Genomic DNA, 22164 nt, shown 5'->3' with positions numbered 1-22164 from the left:
GTTCACGCCTCCTTGGCGACGGGCTGGGCCTGGGTGTCGCGGTCGTTCGCGCCGCTCTCCTCGACGCGGTCGGCCGTGGGTTCGGGGGCGGCGGCGGCCTCCGGGGTGTCCTCCGGCGGCTCCTCCTTCTCGCCGCGGCCGAAGCCGAGCAGGAGCGAGGAGACCGCGAACGACACGGCGGTGGCCACGAGGATGCCGGCGATCACGCCCAGCCAGCCGCCCTTCGGCGTCACCGCCAGGTAGGCGAAGATGCTGCCCGGCGAAGGAGTCGCCACCAGCCCTGCACCGGTGATCATGAAGGTGAACACGCCGGCCGCGCCGCCCGCGATGACCCCGAGGATGAGGCGGGGCTTCATCAGGACGTACGGGAAGTAGATCTCGTGGATCCCGCCGAAGAAGTGGATGATCATCGCGGCGGGCGTGCTCGGGCGCAGCGGGCGCGGGCCGAACAGCAGGAACGCGATGAGCAGGCCGAGCCCGGGGCCCGGGTTCGACTCCAGCATGAACAGGATCGACTTGCCGTGCTTGACGGACTCGGCGACGCCGAGCGGCCCGAGGACGCCGTGGTTGACGGCGTTGTTGAGGAACAGCACCTTGGCGGGCTCGATGAGGACCGAGGCGAGGGGCAGCAGGTTGTTGACGATGAGCCACTCGACCGCGTTGCCCGCGGCCGTGGTCACCACGCGGACGACCGGCCCGATGGCCAACATCCCCACGATGGCCATGGCGGCGCCGACGATGCCCGCGGTGAAGTTGTCGACGAGCATCTCGAAGCCGGACTTGGTCCGGTCCTCCGTGAACTTGTCCACATATTTCAGGATCAGGGCGGTGAGTGGGCCGATGATCATGGCGCCCAGGAACATCGGGATGTCCGACCCCACGATGACGCCCATCACCGCGACCGCGCCCACCACCGCGCCGCGTTGCCCGTGGACCATCCGGCCGCCGGTGTAGGCGATGAGGATGGGCAGCAGCGTCTTGATGATCGGGTCGACCATCGCGCCCAGCGCCGCGTTCGGCAGCCAGCCGGTGGGGATGAACAGCGCGGTGATCAGCCCCCAGGCGATGAACGCGCCGATGTTCGGCATGATCATGCCGGCCAGGTGGCCGCCGATGCGCTGGATGGTGGCCTTGGCCCCGGTCCCATAGACCGGGGGTGTGTAGGTTTCGGCCATTGGACGTGCTCCTTCGGGGGGATGAGCAGGTTCCTGGTATGTCGAAGTCGGGTCGGCGAGGGCTTCCAGGAGGGGGTCAGGTGGGGTCGGCGGGGGATTCCAGCGGGCGGGTCAGGACGGGCGGGCCGGTGCGGACGCCGTCGGGGCGGATGTCGGCCGGTCCGGGCATCCGGCTGCCCGGCAGGCACACCGCCGCCGCGCCCCAGGCCAGCGCCTCGACCAGCGCCCGCTCGCCGTGCCCGCCGCCGGCGAGGAAGCCCGCCAGCATGGCGTCCCCGGCCCCGACCGAGCTGCGCGGCTCGGTCACCGTGGCGTGGCCGTACCAGATGCCGCTGTCCTCGACGAGAACCGCGCCGTCGGCGCCGAGGCTGGCCAGGACCGTACGCGCGCCCGCCGCCCGGAGTTTGCCCGCGGCCTCCACCACGTCGCCGAGACAGCGGATCGGCATGCCGGTGGCGGCGGCCAGCTCCTCCAGGTTCGGCTTGACCAGGGCGGGCCCGGCGGCCAGCGCGTTGGCCAGCGCCGGGCCGCTGGTGTCGACGGCGACGTGGATGCCCGCGCCGGCGAAGCGGCGGCAGAGCCTGGCGTAGACGTCGGCGGGCACCTCCGGTGGCAGGCTGCCCGAGGCCACCACCCAGTCGGCCTCGTGCGCGGCGGCCAGTACGGTGTCGGCGATCGTGTCCAGCTCGCCGGGGGACAGGGCGGTGCCGGGTTCGTTGATCTTGGTGATGGTGCCGTCGGGCTCGGCCAGGGTGACGTTCGACCGGGTCGTGCCGGTCACCGGGACCGTCACCATGTCGAGTCCTTCGAGGGTGAGCAGGCGGACGAGCTGCCTGCCCTCGTCGCCGCCGAACGGGACCACCGCGCGCGAGGCGACCGCGTTGGCGAGCAGCGCGCGCGAGACGTTCACGCCCTTGCCGCCGGGGTCCAGGCGGGCGGCGGCGGCCCGGATGACGGCTCCCCGGTCGAGCGAGCCGATCTCGATCGTGCGGTCCAGGCTGGGGTTGAGCGTCAGCGTGAGGATCATGGCCGCCACCCTCCGCCGAGGTCTCTGTAAGGGGTCATGCGCGGACCACCTCCGGGCCGGCGGCGGACAGGTCGGCGGCCAGGGCGAGGTCGAGCCCCGCGTCGGTGATCACCACGTCGATCTCGCTCAGCTCGGCGAAGCTCGCGAGGTAGGTGTTGGTGAACTTGGTGTGATCGGCCAGCAGCACGCTGCGCTCCGCGGCCGACACCATCGCCCGCTTGATCGCCGCCTCCGCCGGATCGGGCGTGGTCAGGCCCTTGGCGACCGAGCAGCCGTTCGTCGCCATGAACGCCACGTCCACGTGCAATTGGGACAGCGGCCGCAACGCCCAGTCGTCCACGGTGGCCAGCGTCCGGCCGCGCAGCCGGCCGCCGAGCATGATGACGCTGATGTTGGCGCGGGCGGCCAGCGCGGTGGCCAGCGGCGGTGAGTTGACCACGACCGTGAGCTCCCGGTCGGCGGGCAGGATCTGCACCAGGCGGCCGGTGGTGCTGCCGGCGTCGATGATGACCGAGCCGTCCTCCGGCAGCTCGGCCAGGGCGGCCTTGGCGATGCGTTCCTTCTCCGCGGTCATCACCTCGTCGCGGGTGGCGAGCGCGGGCTCGAACCCCATCCGCTCCACGGGAATCGCGCCGCCGTGCACCCTGCGCAGCACGCCCGCCCGCTCCAGCGCGGTCAGGTCGCGGCGGATCGTCTCGGTGGTCACGTCGAGCTCGCCGGCCAGCGACACCACGTCGACACGGCCCGCGGCGCGGGCCCTGCGAAGGATCTCCTGCTGCCGCTCCTCGGCGTACATGATGTTGATTCACCGCCGTTTCAATGTGGTTTCATCTGTGTTTATACCCGACTCTGTTGGAAGGTCAAGACTCTGGTAGATATGTCGGATGCGAACCAAGCCTTGGGCCGCCGTCGCGGCAGCCTTACCTCTCGCCGTGGCCTGCGTCGCCGGGCCGCCGGCGGCCGCGTCCACCGATGGCGTCAAGCCTCCGACGGTGCCGGCCGGTACGACGGCGTCGTGGCTGGTGTTCGACAGGAAGGCGGGCAAGTTCGTCGCCACCCGCAACGCGCACCGCAAGTTCCGCTCGGCCTCGGTCGTCAAGATCCTGATCGCGATCGACTACCTGGAGAAGCGCAAGAGCGTCCCCGCGGCCGACGCCCGGCTGCTCAAGGTCATGCTGCGCTCCAGCGACGACGGCGCGGCCACCACGTTCTGGAACCGCGGCGGCAAGGGCGCGATCGTCCAGCGGATGGCGCGCAAGCTCGGCCTGTCCGACACCGCACCGCCGCCCGCGTCCAAGCCGGGGTTCTGGGGTTACACGTCGCTGAGCGCGTACGACATCGTGCGGACGTACCGCTACCTGCTCGACACGGCGGCGCCCGGGGTGCGGGAGACGATCCTGGGGCACCTGCGCAACTCCACGCCGTGCGGCACCGACGGCTTCGACCAGTACTTCGGCATCCCGCGCGCGGTGCCCAAGCCGTGGGCGGTCAAGCAGGGCTGGTCGGGGTTCGGCGACGTCGCGCCCACCAAGTGCGGCACCGGCGCCTCGGTGAACCCGGTCCCGCTGCGGGCGCCGGGGGCCGACCTGTCGATCAGCGGGGTCGCGTCACGGGCCACCGGGTCCGGCGTGCCCGACTACGGCCGTCCGGTGCTGCACACCACCGGCCTGCTGGGCAAGGACGACCGGTTCATCATGGCGCTGCTCACGGCGCACCCCGTGGGCGGCACCTGGAGCTCCTCGGTCAAGCGCATCACCGGGCTGACCCAGAGCCTGTACCGGAGTGTGTCCTAAAGACCGGAGTGTGTCCTAAAGGCCGGAGTGCGTCCTAAAGAAAGGTGAACATCCGGACGCCCGGCTCCAGCGGCCTGGGCGGGCCGGTGTAGCGGTGCACGCCGACGCCGTAGTGGCCGTCGCTGTCCAGGTGGATCCGCTCGAACTCGTCCTGCTCGAACCAGTCGCAGATCGTCGTCAGCAGGTCGGGTTCGTGGCGGCCCCTGGTCCAGATCACGGTCGCGCCGGGCGCGCAGAGGCGGGGGAGCGTGGCGACCGTACGCCGGATGTCGGCGTCACTGATGTTGCCGAAGATCCCGCAGGCGAGAACCAAATCGGCGGGCACGGCGCCCGCGTAGGCGTCGGTCAGCGCGGCGTCGCCGCACACCACCTCGACGCCGTCCGGCGCGTCACGCTCGGCGATCCGGGCGTTGTGCTCGTCGAGCTCCACCAGTCGGGCGCGTACGCGGTCCCGGCGGGGGTGGCCGGCGAGCACGGGCAGCAGATCGCGGCCCTGTCCGGCGCACAGGCTCACCACCCGTTCGGCGCCGGCGTCAAGGGCGAGCCGGACGCGTTCTCGTACCACGGCCAGCCGCCGGCTCAGGGAGGAGCCGGGCGTGTCGTAGTGGTCGTGCCAGGTAATCCAGTCGCGCTCACTCATGATCACGATCATGCTTGGGTGATGGGTGATGAATCAACGGCTTTGCGGCGGGTGCTCAGCAAAGCGGGCGGTCCCGAGATCCTCGACGTGCTGGCCGAGCGGCTGTCCGGCGCCGACCTCACCACACTGCTGCTCGAAGTCATGCGGGTGCGGGCGAAAGGCCTGACCCCGGCCGATGTGCTGCGCCGCTACACGACCGACCGGTTCGTGGGGCCGGCCACGGTGCCGTTCGAGCGCGTCCGCCGGGCCGAGGACGCGGTGCTGTCGGTCGTACCGGACGCTTTCGAGCTGCTCACTCTGGCGCCGGTCGCGCCGCTCGGGGCGCACTCGGCGCCGGCCACCGTGGACCAGAACAAGGTGATCACCACGATCAGGAACACCGAGGTCGCGGCCGACCCGACGAACGCTCTCGCGCTGGAGGCGGCCGTCCGGCGGCGCCGCTCCACCGGTCCGGTGCGGCTGGCCGCGTTCCAGCGCGTGGTGCGGGCGCAGCACTTCGCGGGCGCGGGGATGTCCGCGCACTTCGGTCTGTTCGCGCTGGTGTCGGGCGACCGGGATAAGGGGAACCTGGCCTTCGAACGCCGTCACCTGGCCGAGCACCTGGGCGTGCTGACGGACGCCGTCCGGGCGTGCGGCATCCCCGAGCCGGAGGTCCGCCTCACCGTCCTCGATCCTCGCTTCGCGCGGGTGGCGGACGGAATCGGCGCGACGGACGACCTGGACCGGCAGTCCGGGCGGGGCTACTACACAGGGCTGTGCTTCAAGATCTACGCGGACGGCGTGGAGCTGGGTGACGGGGGCTTCGTCGACTGGACGGCCCGCCTGCTCGGCAACCGCAAGGAGCGCCTGCTGATCAGCGCGTTGGGTGTTGACCGGCTGAGCTGATGTAGGCGGCGTAGACCTTCTTCGGGACCGCCAGCCGCCACGCCTCGACGACCAGCTCCCGCATCTCGTCGGCGTCGATGGCGGCCAGTCGCGCGACAACCCAGTTGAACCGCATGTCGGACTCGCCGGGCAGCAGGAACTTGTCCGGCTCGGCCGCCACCAGGGCGGCCCGCTCCTCCTTGGGGAAGCCGAAGCCCATGAGGGTCTCGTCGCGGGAGAAGGCGACGTAGACGATCGAGCCGACGCGGAACTTGATCCGGTCTCTGATGAGATGCTCCGACGAGCGCGGGAGCGTGATCGCCAGCCGCCGCACGTCCTCCACCGTGATCACATCGCCACCGTAGTCCATTTCCGCTTTAGTCCACTTTTCGCGGGCAGCCCACTTTCCGCGGGCAGTCTCCTTTCCGTGGTTACCTCACGGCGCGGGACTCCTCGTACGCCGCCAGCACCTGCTTGCGGCGCTTGGCCGGGAGGCGGTCGATGTAGAGATAGCCGTCGAGGTGGTCCGTCTCGTGTTGCAGGCAGCGCGACAGCATGCCGGTGCCCTCGACCGTGACCGGCGCGCCCTCGGCGTCGAAGCCGTGCACGGTGGCGTGGTCGGGGCGGGGGAGCGGGGCGTACTGGCCCAGGACCGACAGGCAGCCCTCCTCGCCCGCGTCGAGGTGCCGCTCGCCGAGTCCGGGCAGTTCGAGCGATGGGTTGACCACGACGCCCTTGTGCCGGTCGCCGTTCTCGTCGGGGCAGTCGTAGACGAACACCCGCAACGCCACGCCGATCTGGTTGGCGGCCAGGCCCACGCCCTCCGCCGCGTACATGCTCGCGAACATGTCCTCCACCAGCGCCGCCAGCGCTCCGTCGAACCGGGTGACCGGCTCGCAGGGCGTATGCAGCACCGGGTCTCCCACCTGAACGATCGGCCGGACCTCTCCCACGACCAGTGCCCTTTCCACATGCGGATGTGTCGCCACAAAGTGTACGAGCGACCAGGAGATGATCAGCACTCAATGTTGCTCATATAATGAGACATATATTCTTGAATTGTGAGATAGAGGCTATGGTCGTCCTACCGAGGCGAGACGAAGGAGTTTCGATGGACGCCGTCTACACCCATGGCCACCACGAGTCCGTGCTGCGCTCCCACCGCTGGCGCACCGCCGAGAACTCGGCCGCGTACCTGCTGCCCCACCTCAAGCCGCAGATGAAGCTGCTGGACGTGGGCGCCGGGCCCGGCACCATCACGGCCGACCTGGCCGGCCGGGTGGCGCACGTGACGGCGTCCGAGGTGAGCGCGGAGACGCTGGAGCTGACCAGGGCCGGAGTGGGAGCCGTGGGCAACGTCGAGTTCGCCGTCGCCGACGTGCACGCGCTCGACTATCCCGACGCCACGTTCTGCGTCGTCCACGCCCACCAGGTGCTGCAGCACGTCGGCGACCCCGTACGGGCGCTGCGGGAGATGCGGCGGGTGACGAAGCCGGGCGGCCTGGTGGCGGCGCGTGACAGCGACTATGCCGCGTTCGCCTGGTACCCGCTGCTGCCGGAGCTCGACGAGTGGCTGGCGCTCTATCAGCGCATCGCGCGGAGCAACGGCGGCGAGCCGGACGCCGGGCGACGCCTGCTGTCGTGGGCCAGGGCCGCGGGCTTCGACGACGTCACCGCCACCTCGTCCACCTGGTGCTTCGCCGCGCCGGAGGACCGAGCCTGGTGGGGCGGGATGTGGGCCGACCGGATCAAGCAGTCCGCGATGGCCGAACAGGCGCTCGCCACGGGCGCCGCCACGGAGGAGGACCTACGGCGCATCTCCGAGGGCTGGCTGAAGTGGGCCGCGGCCGACGACGGCTGGATCTCGATCACCCACGGCGAAATCCTCTGCCGCATCGCACGCTAGCCCGTTCTCTCCCGACGGACCGCGTTCCTCTTCCCACCCGAAGGGGGTATCCCTCCTTAGGGACGTCAGCCACGACGGACCGTCACAGGGAGCGGACCGAACCCGAGGGAGACCTCGGTGGCCCCGGCGCTAAAGGCTGGAGGTGCGGGCCCACTGCGGGTCGCGGTAGAGGACCACGTCGGCGCCGTCCAGCAGCTCGTCAGGAGCCGACAGCATGGTGATCTCGCCCGCCGCCTGCAGCCGTAGCAGCAGGTCGCGGACCCGTGGCCCCACCGGCAGGCGGCCGGGCGGGAGTCCGAGGCCCGATCGGACCGCGTCCGCGACCTCCGACAGGTGGAACGGCCCGCCGAACTCCGCCACCACACCCCGCACCAGGCTCATGGTGATCATCTGTTCGGCCTCGGCGTGGGCCAGCTCCCAGACGATCTGCTCCCTGCGGCGGCCCGTGGCCGCGCAGGCCGTGCAGGGGCGCATCAGGCCACGCGAGAGGCCGGGCAGGATGGCGGGCACCAGGCCGGGCAGCACCGGCTGCTCCGCCGAGCCGAGGCAGACGGTGCACTGGTTGGTCTCGGAGGCGTGCAGCTCGGCGGACATGAGGTCGGGCAGGTCAGCCTCGCAACCGCAGGAGTACGCGCCGAGAACGCCGGTCCGCGGGCTGATCGTGTGGTTCGTCATCTCGGGAAACCCTACCCTCGGACGTCCATCAGGCCGTGCCGGCGCAGCGCCTTGCGGGCCGCCGCCACCACCCGCTCGTCCGGATGGTGGTCGATGAACACCTGCAGCACCCGTTCGGTCCAGGGATGGTCGCCGAGGGCCAGGAGGGCGATCGTGCCCGCCTGCTCGTCCTTCTCCATGCCCTGGGAGACCGACTTGATGACCTCGGCCGCCTCCCCGCCGAACTCCAGCAGCGCCGCCGCCATGTCCACGAACGCCCACGCGATCTCCTCGGGCGTCGGCGGCCGTTCCTCGCGGCCCAGCCGGGCGGCCACGACGGCGCCCAGCCTCGGCGCGCCGAGCAGCCCGTCGAGCGCCTGCGTGCCCGCGTCGCCCAGCCCCGTGGCGAGCAGTTCCACGCCGACGGCCCGGCTCAGTGGGCTGACCTCGCTGAGGGCGGCCGCGATCTCGGCCGCCGCCTCGCCCTGATCCCGGCCGGCCAGCCAGCCGGCGAGCTCCTCGTCGCGCTCCGGCTCCGGGTAGGAGCGCAGGCCGTACAGCAGCGCGCCGGCGTCCCGGCCGGCCAGCGAGCCCATGACCGGGATGTCCTGCCCGGTCGCCTCGCCGATCACCAGCCCGGCCGCCCAGATGCCGAGCGGGGTCAGGGTGCGCGGCGGCGCCTGGCGTACCAGGCCCAGGTCCGTCAGGACGGAGGGCACCTCGTCGGTCAGTGGGCCGCGGCCCAGATAGAGGCGTACCACCTCCATGAACAGCGTCTCGTCGGTGCTCAGCGTGCGGCGGCAGACGTCCGCCCACACCTGGAGCACCTTGTCGTCGGAGCCGTCACGCAGCGCCTCGGCCGCGTCCGGCGCGAACGCCGGATGAGCGGAAGCGTCGGCGTCGCCGGTGGCCAGAGGAGTCTCGCGTACGGCCGCCACCAGCTCGTCGTCGGCCGGCAGCCGGACGGGAGGCTGGAGCGGAAGCGTGTCGTCGTCGTAGGAGCCCACGTCCTTATCCTGTCGGAACTCGCCTTACATTTGCGATAAAGTCCCCGCTGACCGTGAAAAGTCCGGAAGAAGGGAGACGTCGAGATGGTCCGTGTTGTCCGGGCGCTCCCCGCGTCCGCTGTTGTAACCTTCCGGAGGAATCGTGCTTTCTGGCACAACGCTTTTCCGCTCCACGGTCGAGGCTGACCTCGACCGGCTGCTCGACTGCGCCGTCGACGAGCCCATCAGCTGGGCCGACCCCGACCGGCTGCGCTCCTTTCTCGAGACCGGCCACTACCGCCACGACCGCATGTGGGTCGCGGAACAGGACGGCCGCATCATCGCCCGCGCCGTCTGGTGGGGGTTGCCCGACGGCGACAGCCCGCTCGCGCTCGACTGCCTCTGGGTCCACCCGTCGGTGCCCGACCGCGTGGAACTGGCCGCCGAGCTGCTGCGACACGCCCATAAGGGGTACGGCGACGCGCCCGCCTATCACGTGTTCGTCGCGAACGGCTGGCGGGACGACCCGAAGGTCACGGCCGCCATCGACTGGCGGTGGCGGGCCGGGGCCCTGGCCGGGCTGACCGACGAGCTCGAACGGCTCAGGTACGAGTGGACGCGGGGCACGCCGGTGCCGGAGGCGTCGGACCGGCTGGTGTTCCGGGCGGAGGACGACGACGAGGTGTTCGTCGAGGCGTTCAGCCGCGTGGCCGTCGGGACGCTCGACCACCACACCCGGCAGGCCCTGGCCACTACCGACCCCGAGGCGCAGGCCCGCGAGGATGTCGAGGACTACCGGAGCATGCCGGGCGACAGGGGCTGGTGGCGCCTGGCGTACACGCCGGACGGCGACCTCGTCGGCGTGGCGCTGCCGTCGGCCAACGCGGGCGGGCCCGTGGTCGGCTACCTCGGCGTGGTGCCCGAGCACCGCGGCCACGGCTACGCCGACGACCTGCTCGGCGAGATCACCCGGCTGCACGCCGAGCGGGGCGCCGAGCGGATCGTCGCCGACACCGACGCCGTGAACGTCCCGATGGCCAGGGCCTTCGAGCGGTCCGGCTACCACAACTTCGCCGTCAGACTCATCCTGTCGGCGGGGGCCGCCTGACCACATGAACACGTGATCCGGTGGCGCCGCCGGTCCGGTGAACACGGGAGCCGGCGCCGTCTGATCACGTGAACACGTGATGGTGCGCGGGCCGTGGCGACCGGCAGAGTGGAGCCATGACGTGGAACATCGAAAAGCTCGATCTTGACACCTATCTGGCTCACGTCGGTTACGACGGCCCGCGCGACCCCACCGCCGAGACGTTACGCGCCGTCCACCGCGCGCACGTCCTGGCCATCCCGTTCGAGAACCTGGACGCGGTGCTCGGCAGGGGCATCTCCCTCGACCTCGGGAGCTTGCAGGACAAGATGGTGACGGGCGGGCGCGGCGGCTACTGCCATGAGCACAACCTGTTGTTCGCCGCCGTGCTCGAACGCCTGGGCTTCCCCCTGACCAGGCACCTGGCCAGGATCCGGCTGGGCCGCCGCCACCTGCCGCGCTGACCGTCGAGGCGTCGGGCACTCGCTGGCTGGCCGACGTGGGTTTCGGCGGCGACGGGCTGGTGGAGCCGCTGCCCTTCGCCGACGGCGCCACGGCCGAGGTGGGTCCGTGGCGGTGGCGTCTCGGCAGGGACGACGACTTCTGGGTGCTGCATCATGGTGACGTCGAGCTGTACGCCTTCCGTGAGGACGAGCCGCACTACCCGAGCGACTTCGAGGTGGCCAACTATTACGTCGCCACGAATCCGCACTCGCCGTTCGTCCACCATGTCCTCGCCCAGCGCACCACGGCGGACGCCCGGATCCGGGTCGAGGACCTGCCCCCCGCGAGTACGGCGCGGGAGCTGGCGGCCGCACTGCGCGACCGGCTGGGCATCGACATCGTGGAGTCGGACGCGGCGCAGCTGCTGCCTCGGCTGGCGAGCCGACCCGCGGCCGATTCATGAACGAGGGATCGTGCCCGCTTCATGCGCCGGGGTCGTGACCGTTTCCTGAGCCACAGGGTCGTGTCATGAGCCAGGGTCGTGGCCGAGGGCGGCCAGCACCTTGCGGGTGAGTTCGACGCGGCTGTTCACGCCCAGCTTGGCGAAGGCGTGCCTGAGGTGGCTGTCGACCGTGTGCGGTGACACGAACAGGGCCGTGGCCACTTCCCGGTTCGTCAGCCCCTCAGCGACCAGCCGGGCCACACGTACCTCCGACGGAGTCAGCGCCGCCCAGCCGCGCAGCGGGCCGCGGGCGCCCCGGAGCCGGGCGGCGTCCCTGGCGGCGCCGCACGCCGTGTAGATCTCCAGGGCCTCGTCGCGCTGACCGGCCTCTTCCAGCGCCGCGGCCAGCCCGAGCGGGCGCGGGCCGGCTCGGTAGAGCTCGATCGCCTCCTTCGGGCGGCCTTCGGCGTGGACGGCCGCGGCCTTGAGCGACGGGACTCCGGGATTGCGGTCGGCGAGCTCCCGCACGCGGGCCGTGACGCGCGGGATCGCCCGCAACCGCGCCGCGGCCTGCGGCTCCTGGAGAATGAGGTACGGCAGCGTCCCCGCCATCTCATCGACCCAACCGCTTCCTTGCGCCGGGCCGGTGGCCTGACGGAACAGGCCGATGCGCCACCGCAGCTCGTCCCGCACGAGTCCCGGTTGGTCGCCGGCGAGACGACGTCCGTGCTCCAGGTGGGTACGGCCGTTCGCCACGTCGTCCCGCGACAGCGCCAGGTACCCGAGTATCCCCAGCAGGGCCGGGACCAGCGCCGGCGCCGACAGCTGTTCGGCCACCCGCAGCCCGGCCTCCGCCTCGGCCGCCGCGTCGGCCAGCCGCCCCCAGGCCAGCAGGAGCTCGGCCCGCAGCCGGTGGCGCAACGGCATCGACCACGCGGTGCCCAGCGCCCCGGACCGCCGCTCCACGACGGCGTAGGCGTCGTCCGCCTCCTCGAACCGATCCAGCGCCACCAGCGCCGCCCCCAGCCAGAGCCGGGGATGCCTGTGCGCCACCTCCCCGCCGGCCGCGTCGGCCAGCCGTACCGACTCCTCGGCGTATGCCAGCGCGGCGGCGAGCTCGCCCCGGAACAGGGCCACGGTCGAGCGCGCCTGCAACCCCACCACCTGCCCGAACGGCTCCCCACCGGCCACCGCCTCGGCCGCCGCCAGGTCGGCGGCGTCGATCCGCCCGGACATCATGAGCGCGTGAGCCTGTACGGCCAGCAGCCGCGCCCGCGCCGCGACCGGCACTCCCGGCCGGGCCAGCACCCGCGCCGTCCGCGAGATCACCGCCCGGTCCTCTCCCGCGTGTTTGAGCGCCTCGGCCAGCCCCAGTACGACGTCCGCCTCCTGGGCCGCGCCCAGCTGACCGGCACCGTCGGCCAGTTGCCGGGCCTCGCCCAGCCGTCCTGCGGAGGCCAGCAACCGCACCGCCCCGGCGACCAGCCCGGATACCGGCCCACCTGGCGAGGTCGGCTGATCGCCCGTGACGGCGGCGTCCGGGCCGCCTGCCAGGTCGAGGGCGCGCAGCATGAGGTCGGCGGCGGCCGACGGGGCGGTGGACTTCATCTCCTCGGCGGCGGCCCGCAGCTCGCGGATCGCGGTCGTGTCTCCGTGCCGGGCGCCGTGCTGGAGGTGCTCGGCCAGCTCGGCCGGTGGCCGCCCTTCCGCCCTGAGCACGGTCGCCGCCTCCCGGTGCAGCGCGGTTCTGACCGGCGTCGAGAGCCCGCCGTACACCGCCTCCCTGATCAGATCGTGCCTGAACCCGAGCCGCTCACCCTCACCCGTCAGCGCTCCCGCGCCGACGGCCTCCTCCACGGTGGCCAGCAGCCCGACCGGTGGCACGCCGAGCAGCCCGGCCGCCTCATGCACCGAGAACGGGCGCCGGAGCACCGCCCCCACCTCCAGCAGCCTGCGGGCCTGCGGCGACAGGTCGCGCAACCGCCGCTCCACCGCCGCGACGAACCGCTGCGGAAGACCCGCCACGACGAACCGCTGTGGAAGCTTCGGCGCGACGAACCGCTGCGGAAGCTCCGGCGCGACGAACCGCAGGGGAAGCCCCATCCCTGCCGCGCCGGGCCCGTCCGGCGCCCCGGTGATCGCGGCGCGCCCGTCCGCCACCGTGACCCGCCCCTCCGCCCGCATGGCCGTGAGCACCTCTTGGAGCAGGAACGGGTTGCCGCCGGCGGCTTCGGCCAGCTCCAGCACCGACGGGCCGGGCTCGGCGCCGAGGAGGCGGGCACTGAGCTCGGCGGACTCGCCGGGAGTGAGCGGCGGCAGCGACAGCCGCCGCGCGCCCTCGGCGATCAGCCGGTCGAGGGCCTCCTGGGCGGGCAGGGGACGGCGGGCCAGCAGCCAGGTCACGGGGGACGAGCTCAGCCCGGGAACGAGCAGTCGCAGCGCCAGGCAGGTCAGCTCATCGGCCCACTGGGCGTCGTCCAGCACCACCATGAGCGGCCGATCCCGGGTGAAGCGCTCGATCGCGTCACCGAGTTGCTCGATCTCCCGGAATCCGCCGGGCCGCGACGGCGGCGTGTGGATCTCCCGGAACCCGCCGAGCCGTGACGGCGGTGTGAGTGTGCCGGGCAGGACGGTGAGGGCGGTGAGCAGGGTGGACAGCGGCGCGAGGCGATCCAGTTCGGTGGCGCGCCCGGCGCCGATCGCCAGCCCGCGCGAGCGTCCCAGCGCCATCGCCGCCGCCAGCAGGTGACTCTTGCCGATCCCCGCCACCCCGTCGACGATCACACAGCCGCCCGACGGCAGGATCTCCTCGATGTGCCGGAGCGCGTCGCCTCTGGCTTCCCCCGTCACGACGTCGTCCTCACGCGGTACCGAGGAACGTCCGGACCAATCCTCACGCGGTGGCGAGGCGCGCCCGGACCACGAGGTCGTGCATGGCGTCCCGGACCGTGGCGGCCTCCGGCAGCGGTGAGGAGTCCCTGGCCGCCTCCAGCTCGGCGGTCAGGCGCGCCACGTCGTCGCCCGCCGTTCTCACCCCCGGCGCGCGGCCGTGCTCGGCCTCCCGCTTGGCGGCCACCAGGTCGGGCAGATACGCCGGGACGTACGCGAACAGGTGGGTCAGGTCGGCGTCCAGCTCACCGGTGCGCATCAGGTGGATGCCGGTGGCCAGCACACGGAAGGTGTAGAGCAGCGGCTTGAGCTCCCCGTTCTTCTCGAACAGCCGCCACTGCGTACGCGCGAACCCCAGATAGTGGTGGGCGTGATGCCGCGTCAGGCAGCCGGGCGCCAGGTCCGTCAGCTCCTGGTGCAGCGGAGAGGAGGACACGACCAAGGGGGAGAGGAGCTGTTCCATGACGTAGCCGTTGCGGTTCAGCAGCAGCCCGCAGAACTTGGCCAGGTCGTGCGTGACCAGGTCCACCTCGACGCCGTCGCGCGTCCAGGTCCGGTCGAGGGTCGCTGGTCCGGTACGCAGGCCGACGACCTCCCGCAGCGGCAGCAGGTGTACGCCCCGCAGGTCCACGTCCGAGTCGGCCGAGGGGAAACCGTAGAGGTGCGCGCCGCTGATCGTGGCGAACACCAGCGGGTACGGCTGCTCTTCGGGGATCTCCGGCAGCCAGGCAGGCAGGTTCACACGCGCTCCCGGGACAGGTGGGCCCTCCGTACGGCCACGAGATACGTCTCGACGGACGCCCGGTCCGGCGCCGCGGGCAGGACGCCGGCCGCGTCGGCCAGGTCGCCGGTCAGCTCGGCCCGCCAGGCGGCGATCTCCGCCCACGCCACCTCGCCCCGCTTGATCGCCAGCAGCCGGTCGCGGTAGTCGCCCACCTGGATCAGGGGCTCGCCGTGGCGTACCAGGTGGCGGCCGCTCAGCAGCAGCCTGATCAGGTGCATCGCCTGCTTCCACTTCGGCGCGGCCGGGTCGAGGCGGCGGAACTGGGCGTCGGCGTACCGGGTGAACGACTCGTGCGCCCGCCGCGACAGGAACGCCCCGCGCAGGTCGCGCAGCCGCCCGCCCTCCGGCGTGAGCACCTCCGTGAGGGGAGACCACAGGCACTCCAGGACCGTGGGGTTCGCGTCGAGGGCGAGCCCGCAGAAGCGCTCGACCTCCCACGAGAACTGCTCGGGCAGCGGCCCGTCGCGGTGCGTCACCGGCTTGTCCAGCCGCCAGAACGCCTCCGTCGGCACCACGAACACGCCGCGCCGGTCGGTGTCGGACTCGGCGGTGTCCAGACCGTAGGCCCGCGACCCCACCACGACCGAGAGGATCAGGTCTTCGCTCACGTGGCCACTTTCACGGGGTCGGGGGACAGGCTGGCCAGCAGGTCGGCCGCTCCAAGCCGGTGTACGTCGCCGAGGCCGTCCGGGTGCAGCGCGTACGCCGCGCAGCCGCTGGGCAGGGGCAGGTCGCCCTGGACGAGCATGGCGAGCTCGACCCCGTCGAACGACGCGGGCCGCCCGACGGCCGGGGCGTCGGCGCGGGCCATCAGCCGGTCGGCGAACGCGGCCACGTTCTCGCCCGGCCGCCGCTCGTAGCGGACCAGCTCGCCCTGGCGGTTTCGGACGAGGACCTCGGCGGCGCGCGCGGCGGCGTGCCAGCAGCCCACCTCCCACAGCGTCACCCGGTGCGTGAACGCCTGCTCCAGCGCCGCGCCCAGCAGGCTCAGCTCGTCGGCGCTCCCGTCCACGCTGTGCCCGTAACCGGCGGCGCCCAGGTTGAAGTCCGCCCACCGCATCGTCCGCGTCCACAGGTCGGCCACCAGCGGCACCAGGATCTTGGCCTGCCCCGTCAGATCGAAGCGCTGCCGGACGGCCAGCGGGTCGAACAGCCCCTTCGGCTGCTTCATGAACCCGGCGAACCCGCGTACCAGATCCTCGAACGGCACGTCGTTGTAGCTGAAGACGACCGGCACGAGGTAGCGGCCGCGCAGGGCCCGTACGTTCACGTCGATGAACTCCGACGCGCCCAGCGGCTCGGGCGCCGACGTCAGGTCGCCCGAGTGGGTGACGGCCGTGCCCAGCCGCAGGTTCGTGTAGTCGCACAGCCCGACGAAGGCCCAGCGCTCGTCGAAGACGGCCACGGACAGGTCGAGGTCCACCCGGGTGTCCTTCGGCTCGGCCCAGTGGAGGAAGAACCGGAGCCGCTCGCCGCCGGGGATGGGCTGGACGCTGCCGCGCGGCAGCTGTACCAGCGCCTTGACCGCCGTCCGCTCGGACGTCGGCGCGATCAGGTCGGCCAGGCCCTCGTCCAGCAGCACCCGCCGCAGCGGGGGGAGCGCGGCGGCGCGGCGCAGCAGCTCGGCGGCCAGCGTCCGCTCGGCCTCCAGCACGACCTCGTCCGGCAGCGGCGGCCGGTCGTCGGGCCGGGTGTGGAAGCGCGCGGTGCCACCGCGCGGCAGGAACAGCCGCAGCCCGCCGGGCGGCGTCCGCAGCTGCCCCAGGGCGGCGAGGAGCACCCCGGGCGCGACCCGCGTCGCCACGCCCGCCAGCCCGGTAGGCGTCGCCACGCCCGCCGGTCCGGCAACCGCCGGTCCGGCAACCGCCGGTCCGGACGCGGGTGTGTCCGCCTCTGCCCGGCCGAGGGTCTCCAGCAGGCCGGGGGAGAGGCGGAGCAGCTGCGACAGCCGCCGCATCAGCTCGCCGGGCCGGTGGACCAGCAGGTCGGCCGCGTCGGAGTGGCGGCCGTCGGCCAGGGCCGTCTCCACGCGGCTCGCGAACGACGTGGCCACCAGCCGCCCGTCGCGCACCCGCAGCACCCCCGGCCGCCGCGCGGCCAGCTCCAGCAAGGTCCGCCCGAACGCCGTCTCCGAGTCGAGCCGGGTGCCGCGCAGGGCGGCGAAGGCCAGTGCGGCGTTCGGGTAGCGGGCGTGGTGCTCGTGGGGGTGCAGCACCTCGGCCATGCGCTTCCACTGCTCGCCGTACCGGAACAGGTCCTCGATCGCGTACGGCATCGCGTCCAGGCACGACAGCAGGGTCCGGCGGACGGCGCGCGGCAGCGACACGCGGCGCCGCGGGCGGATCCGCAGCCCTGGATCGGCGTCCATCAGCACGTACAGCAGCCGCAGCACGTCCGTGGCCGTCTCCAGATGGTTGCGCAGCAGCTCGTCGGGGGCGCCCCGGCGCAGCGCGACGGCGAGCACGACGGCGCGCGTCTCCTTGACCGGGACGCTCTCCGGCAGCCAGTCGCCCGACTCGGGCCAGAACGCCTCCAGCAGCGCCTCCAGGTCGGCCCGGTCGTGCGGCGGCATGGGGGTGCGGCGGGTCATCAGGTCCACGGCCACCTCACGGCAGGCCGCCGCGGGGTCGTCCGCGAGACGCAGCAGGCCGGTGGCGGTGACGGCGGCGCGGTCGACGCCCGCGCGCTCCTCCGACGGGAGCAGGAACGGGTCGTCCGGGTCGACGCGCCGGTGGCAGATGGGGCAGGCGCTGAAGTCGGCCCCGTCCCAGCACGAACGGCACACCAGGTGCGCGCAGGGCGCCACGGCGTGGACGGTGCCGACGTTCCCGCACAGGACGCACGGCCGCTCCGGCTGCTGCAGCAGCAGCGAGAACACCCGCCGCACGTAGAAGTCGCCGGTGTCCCTGGGCACGCTGTCCGGAAATTTCCTAAACAGGGGTACGTGCGAGACCGCCGCGCCCAGCTCACCCCGCAGGCCGTGCAGCAGCCGCCGCCCGACGCGCGTCAGCTCCTTCGACGACAGCGCCGCCAGCGCCCGATACAGCTCCGCCGACACCAGGAAGCCCAGCTGCAGCAGCTCGAACTCCAGCGCCGCCACCCCGGACCGCACATCGGCCCGCGTCATGCTCAGGGACTTGGGCAGCTTGCCGACGGCTTCGGGCATGCGCGGATCGGCGGCCAGCAGCGCGGGCGCGACCACCCGCGTACGGCGCAGCAGGATCTCGGCGGGACCGTTCATGGAGGCACCTCCGATGCCCTAGAGACCGCGGAGCGACCCTTCGCATTGAGAGAGGCCGCGTGGGAGCACCGCGCGACCTCTGGAGAGGTGGAGAGCGGGCGCGCTGGAATCATTTGAAAGATGAAGAAGGAAGCACGCCCAAAGAGCCACCCCGGTGATCCACGGTACCGGCACAAATAGCCAAATGTCCGCCGAATTTCCAGTCCGGCAAGGCCCGGCATGCGCGAGAGCCGCTCCGATGGATAGGGTCTCCGAATTCGACGAGGACAGAGTCCAGGAGAGAAGGGCCGACCGGTGACCATGCGGAGCTGGCTGCTACACGGGCTGCAGCCGACGTCCGGGATGCACGACGAACATCCCGGCAAGCGTCACTCCTGGTGGCAGGTCATGTGCCTCACAGGTGTCGACTACTTCTCCACCCTCGGCTACCAGCCGGGCATCGCCGCGCTGGCCGCGGGCGCGCTGTCGCCGATCGCCACACTGATGCTGGTGGCGCTGACGCTGTTCGGCGCGCTGCCCACCTACCGCGTGGTGGCGGCCGAGAGCCCCAACGGCATGGGCTCCATCGCCATGCTCGAACGCCTGCTGCCGAGCTGGTGGGGCAAGCTGCTGGTGCTGGTGCTGCTCGGGTTCGTGGCGACGGCGTTCATCTTCACGATCACGCTGTCGGCCTCCGACGCGACCGCCCACATCCTGCAGAACCCGTTCTTCCCCGACGCGCTCGCCGGTCAGCAGGTGCCCATCACGCTGCTGCTCATCGCCGCGCTCGGCGCGATCTTCCTGCGCGGGTTCAGCGAGGCCATCGGGCTGGCCATCGCGCTCGTGGCCGTCTATCTGGCCCTGAACCTGGTCGTCGTCGGCACCGCCATAGCCCAGGTGCTGTCCCGCCCGGAGCTGGTGGGCGACTGGCAGGACGCGCTCACCGCGGGGCACTCCAGCCCGCTCGCGATGATCGCGCTGTCCGCCTTCGCGCTGCCCAAGCTCGCCCTCGGCCTGTCCGGGTTCGAGACGGGCGTCGCCGTGATGCCGCAGATCGAGGGCGACCTGGAGCAGCGCGTCAAGGGCGCCAAGCGGCTGCTCACCACGGCCGCGTTGATCATGAGCGTGTTCCTGGTGTTCAGCGGGTTCGCCACGGCCGTGCTCATCCCGCACAAGGAGTTCGAGGAGGGCGGCCGTGCGGCCGGGCGCGCCCTGGCGTATCTGGCGCACGAGTACCTGGGCGACTGGTTCGGCACCCTCTACGACATCAGCACCATCGCCATCCTCTGGTTCGCGGGCGCCTCGGCGCTGACGGGCCTGCTCAACATCGTGCCGCGCTACCTGCCCCGCTACGGCATGGCGCCCGACTGGGCGCGGGCCGTACGACCGCTGGTGCTGGTGTTCACCGCGATCTCGTTCGTCATCACGATCCTGTTCGGCGCGAACGTCGAGTCGCAGGGCGGCGCCTACGCCACCGGCGTGCTCGCGCTGATCCTGTCGGCCGCGGTCGCCGTCACCATCTCGGTCGCGCGCGCCGGGCGGCGGGGCGCGGCGGCGGCGTTCGGCCTCATCTCGCTGATCCTCACCTACACCTTCGCCGCCAACGTGATCGAACGCCCCGACGGCCTGTCGATCGCGGTGTTCTTCGTCGTGGCGATCATCGTCACCTCGATCATCTCCCGCGCCACGCGCTCCACCGAGCTGCGGGTGACGGGGGTGGCGCTCGACGAGGAGGCCAAGCGGCTCATCGACGGGCTGCCGCCGGGCGAGCTGCGCATCATCGCCAACGAGCCCGACGCCCGCGACGAGGCCGAGTACGCCGAGAAGGACCACGAGACGCGCCAGTACCATCACCTGCCCGACGACGAGCCGATGCTGTTCCTGGAGGTCACGCTCGGCGACACGTCGGAGTTCGAGTCCGAGGTGCTGGTGCGCGGCGAGGTGCGGCACGGCTACGGGGTGCTGACCGCGACGAGCGCGGCGGTGCCCAACACGATCGCCGCGATCCTGCTGCATCTGCGCGACACGTCCGCCCGCCGTCCGCACGTGTACTTCCACTGGGCGGAGGGCAATCCGGTGCTGGCGCTGCTGAGATACCTGCTGTTCGGCGGGGGTGACGTGCCGCCGCTCACGCGTGAGGTCCTGCGCCAGGCCGAGGAGGAGCCCGGCCGCCGCCCTCAGGTGCACGTCGGCTGATCTGTTACGGCACAGCCGCACCCACCGCCACCCGCCGCGCTGGGCGGGTGGCCTCCAGGAATACGGCCGCTGAACCCGCACGGGGCCGGGCGCCGTTACGCGCGTCTTCTTGGCCGTGGCTTCCGTTTGCGCTTGCCATCGGGGGTGAGGCGCTGATCTGATCGGATTATGAGTGCTTATGATGCGGTCTACCAGCGGAGCATCGTGGAGCCAGAGGCGTTCTGGGGAGAGGCCGCCCGGGACATCGAGTGGGATGTGGCCCCCACGATCGTCTTCGACAAGGGGCGCTGGTTCGTCGACGGGCGCCTGAACACCTGCCACAACGCCGTCGACCGGCACGTCGCCGGCGGACGGGGCGAGCAGGCCGCGTTGATCTACGACAGCCCCGTGACCGGGGTGGTGCGGAGCTTCAGCTACGCCGAGCTGCTCGACGCGGTGTCCCGGACCGCCGGGATGCTGCGTGACCTCGGCGTCGTCGCCGGGGACACCGTGGTGATCTACATGCCGATGGTGCCCGAGGCGGTGATCGGGATGCTGGCCTGCGCCCGGCTCGGCGCCGTGCACTCCGTGGTGTTCGGCGGCTTCGCCGCCAATGAGCTGGCCGTACGCATCGACCACGCCAAGCCCAAGGTCGTGCTCTCCGCCTCCTGCGGGATCGAGCCGACTCGGATCGTGCCGTACAAGCCGCTGCTCGACGCCGCCCTGGAGCAGGCCGGGCATCGGCCGGCGCGCTGCGTGATCCTCCAGCGGCCCGAATCGCCCGCCGACCTCGCCGAAGGGCGGGACCTGGACTGGGCCGAGACCGTACGCGACGCCGCGCCCGCCGGCTGTGTGAGCGTGGCGGCCACCGATCCGCTCTACATCCTCTACACCTCCGGCACCACCGGCGTGCCCAAGGGCGTCGTCCGCGACAATGGCGGGCACGCCGTGGCGCTGCACTGGAGCATGGCCAACGTCTATGGCGCCGCGCCGGGCGAGGTCTACTGGGCGGCCTCCGACGTGGGGTGGGTCGTCGGCCATTCCTACATCGTCTACGCGCCGCTGCTGGCCGGGTGCACGACCGTGCTGTACGAGGGCAAGCCGGTCGGGACACCTGATCCGGGCGCGTTCTGGCGGGTCGTGGCCACGCACGGGGTACGGACGCTGTTCACCGCGCCGACCGCGCTCCGAGCCATCAAAAAAGACGACCCCTCAGGAAATTTCGCGCAAAAGTGGGATTTGTCGGGTCTGCGGTATCTGTTCATGGCCGGGGAGCGGCTCGACCCCGACACCTACCACTGGGCGTCCGACCTCCTCGGGATCCCGGTCATCGACCACTGGTGGCAGACCGAGACCGGCTGGCCGATCGCGGCCAACTGCGTCGGCCTCGAGCCGCTGCCGATCAAGCCGGGCTCGCCGACCAAGGCCGTGCCCGGCTGGGACGTACGCGTCCTGGACCCGGAGGGAAAGGAGTGCCCGCCCGGAGTGGAGGGCGCGGTCGCGATCAGGCTGCCCCTGCCGCCCGGCGCGCTGCCGACGCTCTACCGGGACGACGCCCGCTTCGCCGAGTCGTACCTGTCCCGCTACCCCGGCCACTACCTGACCGGCGACGGCGGCTTCCTCGACGACGACGGCTACCTGTACGTCATGGGACGCATCGACGACGTCATCAACATCGCCGGCCACCGGCTGTCCACGGGCGCGATGGAGGAGGTCATCGCGGCCCACCCCGACGTGGCCGAGTGCGCGGTGATCGGCGTGGACGACGCGCTGAAGGGTCAGCTCCCGCTCGGCTTCGTGGTGCTCAAGGCGGGCGCCGACCGTGATCCGGACGAGGTCGAGCGCGAGCTGGTGGCCCTGGTCCGCGAGCGCATCGGCCCGGTCGCCGCCTTCCGCCGCGCCGTCGTGGTGGCCCGCCTGCCCAAGACCCGGTCCGGGAAGATCCTGCGCGCCACCATGCGCGACATCGCGGCCGGCCGCGACTACCGCGCCCCCTCGACGATCGAGGACCCGGCGGCCCTGTCGGAGATCGCCGACGCCCTCTAACTCAATCCGCCTAAACGCTCCCTCAAGGCGAT

General features: G+C 72.1%; 20 protein-coding genes. 8 read left to right on the top strand and 12 right to left on the bottom strand.

The window, feature by feature from the left end; genetic code table 11:
• Positions 1 to 2 precede the first annotated feature (2 nt).
• The 3 genes from ACGFJ2_RS48695 to ACGFJ2_RS48685 form a co-directional block, all read right to left on the bottom strand.
• On the bottom strand, positions 3 to 1175 hold the full coding sequence (locus tag ACGFJ2_RS48695) for a PTS mannitol transporter subunit IICB (protein WP_357953207.1): 1173 nt from the start codon (positions 1173 to 1175) through the stop codon (positions 3 to 5).
• 76 nt (positions 1176 to 1251) lie between these two features.
• Positions 1252 to 2202 carry a 1-phosphofructokinase gene (gene pfkB, locus ACGFJ2_RS48690; RefSeq protein WP_358182579.1) on the bottom strand — a complete coding sequence of 317 codons (951 nt, stop codon included), beginning with the start codon at positions 2200 to 2202 and terminating at the stop codon, positions 1252 to 1254.
• A gap of 34 nt (positions 2203 to 2236) precedes the next feature.
• Positions 2237 to 2998, bottom strand: a complete 762-nt coding sequence (locus ACGFJ2_RS48685; protein WP_357953205.1) for a DeoR/GlpR family DNA-binding transcription regulator — start codon at positions 2996 to 2998, stop codon at positions 2237 to 2239.
• Between the two features lie 88 nt (positions 2999 to 3086).
• On the opposite strand from ACGFJ2_RS48685, the gene ACGFJ2_RS48680 reads away from it, so the two are divergent.
• Positions 3087 to 3995, top strand: coding sequence for a hypothetical protein (locus ACGFJ2_RS48680; RefSeq protein WP_393480261.1), 909 nt, complete (start codon positions 3087 to 3089; stop codon positions 3993 to 3995).
• 34 nt (positions 3996 to 4029) lie between these two features.
• On the opposite strand, the gene ACGFJ2_RS48675 is transcribed toward ACGFJ2_RS48680, so the two are convergent.
• Positions 4030 to 4635 (bottom strand): SAM-dependent methyltransferase, encoded by a 606-nt coding sequence (locus ACGFJ2_RS48675; protein WP_358182585.1) that lies wholly within the window; start codon positions 4633 to 4635, stop codon positions 4030 to 4032.
• Between the two features lie 21 nt (positions 4636 to 4656).
• Here ACGFJ2_RS48675 and ACGFJ2_RS48670 point away from each other — a divergent pair, with 21 nt between their 5' ends.
• Entirely contained in the window at positions 4657 to 5520 is an 864-nt protein-coding gene (locus tag ACGFJ2_RS48670; protein WP_393480258.1) for a hypothetical protein, read from the top strand.
• On the opposite strand, the gene ACGFJ2_RS48665 is transcribed toward ACGFJ2_RS48670, so the two are convergent.
• Both ACGFJ2_RS48665 and def read right to left on the bottom strand, forming a co-directional pair.
• A complete protein-coding gene (locus ACGFJ2_RS48665; RefSeq protein ID WP_357953198.1) occupies positions 5489 to 5851 on the bottom strand; it encodes an MmcQ/YjbR family DNA-binding protein in 363 nt (120 codons plus the stop codon). The genes ACGFJ2_RS48670 and ACGFJ2_RS48665 overlap by 32 nt on opposite strands.
• A 79-nt stretch (positions 5852 to 5930) precedes the next feature.
• Complete coding sequence (gene def, locus ACGFJ2_RS48660) at positions 5931 to 6470, bottom strand: peptide deformylase (protein ID WP_358182591.1); 540 nt, start codon at positions 6468 to 6470, stop codon at positions 5931 to 5933.
• A 140-nt stretch (positions 6471 to 6610) separates the two neighbouring features.
• On the opposite strand from def, the gene ACGFJ2_RS48655 reads away from it, so the two are divergent.
• The gene (locus ACGFJ2_RS48655; RefSeq protein ID WP_393480255.1) at positions 6611 to 7405 is read left to right on the top strand and encodes a class I SAM-dependent methyltransferase; all 795 of its coding nucleotides are present in this window, start codon (positions 6611 to 6613) and stop codon (positions 7403 to 7405) included.
• Positions 7406 to 7534: 129 nt separating this feature from the next.
• Here the strand turns inward: ACGFJ2_RS48655 and ACGFJ2_RS48650 are convergent, their stop codons facing one another.
• Both ACGFJ2_RS48650 and ACGFJ2_RS48645 read right to left on the bottom strand, forming a co-directional pair.
• Complete coding sequence (locus ACGFJ2_RS48650; RefSeq protein ID WP_358182597.1) at positions 7535 to 8080, bottom strand: hypothetical protein; 546 nt, start codon at positions 8078 to 8080, stop codon at positions 7535 to 7537.
• Between the two features lie 11 nt (positions 8081 to 8091).
• Positions 8092 to 9066 (bottom strand): hypothetical protein, encoded by a 975-nt coding sequence (locus ACGFJ2_RS48645; protein ID WP_357953190.1) that lies wholly within the window; start codon positions 9064 to 9066, stop codon positions 8092 to 8094.
• A gap of 142 nt (positions 9067 to 9208) precedes the next feature.
• Here ACGFJ2_RS48645 and ACGFJ2_RS48640 point away from each other — a divergent pair, with 142 nt between their 5' ends.
• From ACGFJ2_RS48640 to ACGFJ2_RS48630, 3 genes are all read left to right on the top strand, one after another.
• Complete coding sequence (locus ACGFJ2_RS48640; RefSeq protein ID WP_393480251.1) at positions 9209 to 10153, top strand: GNAT family N-acetyltransferase; 945 nt, start codon at positions 9209 to 9211, stop codon at positions 10151 to 10153.
• A 116-nt stretch (positions 10154 to 10269) separates the two neighbouring features.
• Positions 10270 to 10596, top strand: a complete 327-nt coding sequence (locus ACGFJ2_RS48635; protein ID WP_393480248.1) for an arylamine N-acetyltransferase — start codon at positions 10270 to 10272, stop codon at positions 10594 to 10596.
• Positions 10597 to 10631: 35 nt separating this feature from the next.
• Positions 10632 to 11039, top strand: coding sequence for an arylamine N-acetyltransferase (locus tag ACGFJ2_RS48630; protein ID WP_393480246.1), 408 nt, complete (start codon positions 10632 to 10634; stop codon positions 11037 to 11039).
• A gap of 63 nt (positions 11040 to 11102) precedes the next feature.
• On the opposite strand, the gene ACGFJ2_RS48625 is transcribed toward ACGFJ2_RS48630, so the two are convergent.
• The 4 genes from ACGFJ2_RS48625 to ACGFJ2_RS48610 are packed head-to-tail and all read right to left on the bottom strand — an operon-like array spanning position 11103 to position 17932.
• On the bottom strand, positions 11103 to 13868 hold the full coding sequence (locus tag ACGFJ2_RS48625) for an ATP-binding protein (RefSeq protein ID WP_393480243.1): 2766 nt from the start codon (positions 13866 to 13868) through the stop codon (positions 11103 to 11105).
• 43 nt (positions 13869 to 13911) lie between these two features.
• A complete protein-coding gene (locus ACGFJ2_RS48620) occupies positions 13912 to 14649 on the bottom strand; it encodes a DNA polymerase beta superfamily protein (RefSeq protein WP_393480241.1) in 738 nt (245 codons plus the stop codon).
• A complete protein-coding gene (locus ACGFJ2_RS48615; RefSeq protein WP_358182612.1) occupies positions 14646 to 15299 on the bottom strand; it encodes a DNA polymerase beta superfamily protein in 654 nt (217 codons plus the stop codon). Before ACGFJ2_RS48615 ends, ACGFJ2_RS48620 begins: the two co-directional genes overlap by 4 nt.
• Positions 15296 to 17932, bottom strand: a complete 2637-nt coding sequence (locus ACGFJ2_RS48610; protein WP_393480237.1) for an MXAN_6230/SCO0854 family RING domain-containing protein — start codon at positions 17930 to 17932, stop codon at positions 15296 to 15298. The genes ACGFJ2_RS48615 and ACGFJ2_RS48610 overlap by 4 nt, the downstream gene beginning before the upstream one ends.
• Before the next feature lie 300 nt (positions 17933 to 18232).
• Between ACGFJ2_RS48610 and ACGFJ2_RS48605 the strand changes: the two genes are divergently transcribed.
• Positions 18233 to 20107 carry an amino acid transporter gene (locus ACGFJ2_RS48605; protein ID WP_393480491.1) on the top strand — a complete coding sequence of 625 codons (1875 nt, stop codon included), beginning with the start codon at positions 18233 to 18235 and terminating at the stop codon, positions 20105 to 20107.
• A gap of 168 nt (positions 20108 to 20275) precedes the next feature.
• Positions 20276 to 22132, top strand: a complete 1857-nt coding sequence (locus ACGFJ2_RS48600) for a propionyl-CoA synthetase (RefSeq protein WP_358182618.1) — start codon at positions 20276 to 20278, stop codon at positions 22130 to 22132.
• The last annotated feature ends 32 nt before the right edge of the window (positions 22133 to 22164 follow it).

This window comes from Nonomuraea sp. NPDC049028 (genome assembly GCF_043197735.1).
Taxonomy (GTDB): domain Bacteria; phylum Actinomycetota; class Actinomycetes; order Streptosporangiales; family Streptosporangiaceae; genus Nonomuraea.
The sequence above is the reverse complement of the archived record's forward strand: the minus strand, read 5'-3'. Positions and strand labels throughout refer to the sequence as shown.

Coding starts and splice junctions, on each gene's coding strand:
- ACGFJ2_RS48680 (WP_393480261.1), top strand. CDS start 3,087: ATGCGAACCAAGCCTTGGGCCGCCGTCGCGGCAGCCTTACCTCTCGCC.
- ACGFJ2_RS48670 (WP_393480258.1), top strand. CDS start 4,657: ATGGGTGATGAATCAACGGCTTTGCGGCGGGTGCTCAGCAAAGCGGGC.
- ACGFJ2_RS48635 (WP_393480248.1), top strand. CDS start 10,270: ATGACGTGGAACATCGAAAAGCTCGATCTTGACACCTATCTGGCTCAC.
- ACGFJ2_RS48675 (WP_358182585.1), bottom strand. CDS start 4,635: ATGAGTGAGCGCGACTGGATTACCTGGCACGACCACTACGACACGCCC.
- ACGFJ2_RS48695 (WP_357953207.1), bottom strand. CDS start 1,175: ATGGCCGAAACCTACACACCCCCGGTCTATGGGACCGGGGCCAAGGCC.
- ACGFJ2_RS48610 (WP_393480237.1), bottom strand. CDS start 17,932: ATGAACGGTCCCGCCGAGATCCTGCTGCGCCGTACGCGGGTGGTCGCG.
- ACGFJ2_RS48685 (WP_357953205.1), bottom strand. CDS start 2,998: ATGTACGCCGAGGAGCGGCAGCAGGAGATCCTTCGCAGGGCCCGCGCC.
- ACGFJ2_RS48655 (WP_393480255.1), top strand. CDS start 6,611: ATGGACGCCGTCTACACCCATGGCCACCACGAGTCCGTGCTGCGCTCC.
- ACGFJ2_RS48650 (WP_358182597.1), bottom strand. CDS start 8,080: ATGACGAACCACACGATCAGCCCGCGGACCGGCGTTCTCGGCGCGTAC.
- ACGFJ2_RS48600 (WP_358182618.1), top strand. CDS start 20,276: ATGAGTGCTTATGATGCGGTCTACCAGCGGAGCATCGTGGAGCCAGAG.
- pfkB (WP_358182579.1), bottom strand. CDS start 2,202: ATGATCCTCACGCTGACGCTCAACCCCAGCCTGGACCGCACGATCGAG.
- ACGFJ2_RS48605 (WP_393480491.1), top strand. CDS start 18,233: ATGCGGAGCTGGCTGCTACACGGGCTGCAGCCGACGTCCGGGATGCAC.